At 73.7% G+C, this 682-nt stretch carries 1 protein-coding gene; it reads right to left on the minus strand.

What is annotated here, in order from left to right:
* The coding region (locus LK10_RS03810) for a DDE-type integrase/transposase/recombinase (protein ID WP_156144020.1) at positions 1-682 on the minus strand (682 nt) is incomplete at both ends.

Genomic DNA, 682 nt, shown 5'->3' on the forward strand with positions numbered 1-682 from the left:
GCCCGGGGCCGTCCGTGGCGGGCGAAGGCTGCTTCGAACATCTCCACGGCGAGATGGTCCGCCTCGCGKTCCTCCACGCGCCAGCCCACGATCATGCGGGAGTAGATGTCGATGACGGAGTAGGCCTTGTAGGCCTTCCCGCGCCAGGGGGAGCGCAGGTCGGTGATGTCCCAGCTCCACACCTGCCCGGGGCCGGTGGCCTCGTGCACGGGGGCCGGGCGCCCGGTTCCGCCGCTGCCCTTGGCGGGGGCGGCAGGGCGGACGGCCTGGTCGGGGATGCCGGCCGCGATGCGCCACCAAGACCGGCGGGAGGCGAGCATGACGCCCTCGTCCCATGCGAGGGCGAACGCGTGGTCGACGGAGTTGCCCTTCTCCCAGGCGGCGGTGATCCTGGCCGCGACCGCGTCCCGGTCGACGGCGCCGATCCGGGAGGGGTAGGCCCTGTCCCTCTGGGGGACGGGGTCGGGCACCCGCGGGCGGGGGCTGTGCCGGTAGTGCCACGTCGAGCGTGAGATCCCGGCGGCGGCCAGGGCTCGGCGCTGCGAGCCGGTCGAGCGCGTGAGGGCGGCGACGAGGGCGTCCTCGGCCTTCAGGAACCGGATGGATCGGTCCTCGTCGGGCCGGTCCCGGGCTCTTGCTCTTTCATCGCGTGCAAGAGCCCGATAGCTTTTCCCAGGGCGGC

Origin of the sequence: Sinomonas humi (genome assembly GCF_000802235.1) — a bacterium.
GTDB classification, from domain to species: Bacteria; Actinomycetota; Actinomycetes; order Actinomycetales; family Micrococcaceae; genus Sinomonas; species Sinomonas humi.